Annotated in this window: 1 protein-coding gene; it reads right to left on the bottom strand. The window is 56.6% G+C overall.

Annotation, left to right across the window (positions count from 1 at the left end; translation table 11 throughout):
* Positions 1-3,515: amino acid adenylation domain-containing protein (locus GT019_RS31435; protein WP_456238655.1), on the bottom strand; the 3,515-nt coding region annotated here is incomplete at its 3' end.
* Between the last annotated feature and the right edge of the window lie 59 nt (positions 3,516-3,574).

Genomic DNA, 3,574 nt, shown 5'->3' with positions numbered 1-3,574 from the left:
CCGGCTTTCAGAATGGCCAGCATGCCCACGATCATCTCCAAAGAGCGCTCAACCATCAGGCCGACCAAGCTGTCCGCCTGCACGCCCTTGTCCCGCAGCACCCGGGCCAGTTGGTTTGCTCGTTCGTTCAGCTCCCGGTAGGTCAATTGCTGCTCCTCGAATACGACCGCAATATTGTCCGGTGTTCGCTCCGCCTGCGCCTCGAACAGTCCATGGATCGTGTTGTCCTCCGGGTAGTCTGAAGTCGTTGCGTTGAAGTCGAACAAGATTTGATGCTTCTCCGCGTGACTCAACAACTCCATTTCCCGAACCGCCCTATGCGGATCATCCACTGCCGTTTGCAACACTTGCCGGAAATGGGCAGCCATCCGCTGGATCGTTTCCGCCTTGAACAAGGCCGTGCTGTATTCCATGCTGATGTCGATTTCGTTTTCCCGCTCTGCTGCTTGCAGCGTCAGGTCGAATTTCGCAGCGCGATGATCCCGCTCATACGGCGCAATGCGCAGTCCCGGCAGCTCCAGCACCCCGCGCTCCGTATTTTGCAAGATGAACATCGTGTCAAACAACGGGTGCCGGCTCAGATCGCGCGTCAGCTCCAGCTGCCCCACCAACTCCTCGAACGGGTATTCCTGATGCTCGAAGGCAGACAACGTCTGCTCCTTTACTTCTTGCAGGAAGGATGCGAATGTCTTCTCGCCCGTCGGATAGCTCCGCAGCGCCAGGGTATTCACGAACACCCCCATCAACTTCTCCACGTCCGCATGCGGTCTGCCTGCGATCGGCGAACCCACGATCACCTCTTCCTGCCCGGTATATTTCGACAACAGCACCTTGTACGCAGCCAGCAGCACCATATACAGCGTCGTGCCCGTTTCCTCGGCCATATCCCGGAGTCTGCCGGCCAGCGTCTCATCCAGCGTGAAGCCCACCCGCGCTCCCTCGAAGCTCCGCACGGCCGGCCGCGGATAATCCGTCGGCAGCTGCAGCGTCGGCACTTCGCCCGCCAATGTCTCCAGCCAGTACGATTCATGCTCCTTCATGGCCTCACTGCCTTGACGCTCCTGCTGCCAGGCCGCGTAATCCTTGTACTGGATGCGCAGCGCCGGCAGCTCTTCCCCGGCGTACAGCTTCGTGAACTCCTCCACCATCACGCCCAGCGACACGCCGTCGGCGATAATATGGTGCATGTCAATCAACAGCAAATGTCGCTCAGGTGCCATTTGCACCAACTCCACCCGCAGCAGCGGCGCGACTTGCAGATCGAACGGTCGAATAAAGGCCTCCACCACTTGCGCCGCTTCCGCCTCCGCCGCCTGTCGTTCGCTCACTGCGAAGGCCAACGCAGGATGGATGATTTGCACGACCTCGCCATCGTTCATCTCAAACGAAGTCCGCAGCGATTCATGCCGCGCGATCAGGCTGTTCAGCGCCTGCTCCACGCGCCCCCGGTCCACCTGACCCTCCAGCTGCAGCACGATCGGCATGTTGTAGCTCAGCTCCGCGCCTTCCAGCTGGCTGAGGACATACATCCGCTTTTGCGCCGAGGAGACGGCATAGTACGGCTGCTCCGCCACCGGCCGAATCGCGGCGTAGGCCGTCCGCTCGCCGGATCCGGCTGCGGCCGCCATCGCTTCCAAGGTCGGGTGCCGGAACAACTCGCCCAGCTTGAGCTCCACGCCCAGCTCCCGGTGCAGCCGCGACAGCAACGTCATCGCCCGCAGCGAATGGCCGCCCAGCTCGAAGAAGTTGTCGTGTACGCCCACTTGCGTCACGCCCAGCACGTCCTGCCAGATGCTCGCCACGGCCTGCTCCAGCTCGCTGCGCGGGGCGACGTAGGCCACCCCCGTCGCCAGCTGACCTTCCGGCGCCGGCAGCGCTTTGCGGTCCAGCTTGCCGTTCGGCGTCAGCGGCAGTTGCTCCAGCTGCACGTAGTACGACGGCACCATGTAGCTCGGCAGCGCCAACGACAACCCGCCGCGCAGCTCCGCCACCGTCAAGTCCTCTTCCGCCACCACGTACGCGCACAGCTCATGCTCGCCTTGCTCGTTTGGATGCGCGATAACGACGGCTTCCTTCACAGCTTCCATCCCGAGCAGCTGCGCTTCGATCTCGCCTAACTCGATCCGGTACCCCCGGATCTTCACCTGTTGGTCGATCCGGCCCAAAAACTCGATATTCCCATCAGGCAGCCAACGAACCAAATCTCCTGAGCGATACATCCGCTCTCCAGGATGGAACGGGTTCGCCACGAACTTCTCCGCTGCTAGTTCTTGTCGGTTCAGATAACCACGTGCAAGTCCAGCTCCTCCGATGCACAATTCCCCGACAACGCCTACTGGCTGCAATTGATTGTAACGGTTTACGATATATACTTTTGCACTATCAATCGGGCGACCGATAGGGACAGTGTCAAAAATATTGTCATCCTTAATATCGAAATAGGAAGTCACGACAGTAGCCTCAGTGGGTCCATAGGAGTTTGTCAACTCCACGTTATAGGGAACCCCAATTAACTTTTCGAAACGTTTGGCAAGAGAAGCTGTCAATCTCTCTCCACCGGAAAACACGCGGCGCAAACTCTGCAAAGACAGTTGATAGGATTTCTGCTCGACGTAATCAAGAAAAACTTGAAGCATCGACGGGATAAAGTGAAGTACAGTTACGGCTCCGTCTTCGATTGCGCGAATGATTTCTTTTGGGTCCTTTTCTCCGTTTGGAGCTAGAAGTTGTACCGATGCCCCTACAGATATCCACCAAAAAATTTCCCTGACTGACGCATCAAAACTAAAAAGGGATTTTTGTAATAATACATCCACTTCATTTAAAGGATAGTGGTATTGCAAAGCTCTCAAATAATTCACAACAGAATGATGCTCGACCATTACACCTTTAGGGAGACCAGTCGATCCGGAAGTATAAATAACATAAGCCAAATGATGGGATTTACTGATTGCCAGCATATTGCTGTCTTCTTCTGTCTCAAACAATTCATCCTTCAAAGTAATCACTTGCGTATCAATCAACAATGCAAAATCTGCTTGTTTATCTAAATGTGGTTGAATCAGTAGCAGTTTCGACCCACTATCTGCGAGCATATACTGAATCCGTTCCTTCGGAAATTCCGGATCCAGCGGTACGTAAGCCCCGCCAGCCTTCAGGATCGCCATGATGCCCACGATCATCTCTAGCGAACGCTCCACCATGATACCGACCAGACTGTCCGGTTGCACGCCCTTCTCCCGCAGCACCCGCGCCAGTTGGTTTGCCCGTGCATTCAGCTCCCGGTAGGTCAATTGCTGCTCCTCGAATACAACCGCAATATTGTCTGGGGTTCGTTCCACCTGCGCTTCGAACAGCCCGTGGATCGTGTTGTCCTGCGGGTAGTCGGCCGTCGTTGCGTTGAAGTCGAACAGGATTTGCTGCCGTTCCGCTTCGCTCAGTAGTCCCATGTCTTTCATCGCAGCTTGCGGTTCGCTTACGGCGACCTCCAACACTTGCCGGAAATGGGCAGCCATCCGCTGGATCGTTTCCGACTTGAACAAGGCCGTGCTGTATTCCATGCTGATGTCGATTT

Origin of the sequence: Paenibacillus glycinis (assembly GCF_009909185.1) — a bacterium.
Lineage (GTDB): Bacteria > Bacillota > Bacilli > Paenibacillales > Paenibacillaceae > Paenibacillus_Z > Paenibacillus_Z glycinis.
Note: the sequence above shows the minus strand (reverse complement) of the source record. Positions and strands in the feature narration are given on the sequence as shown.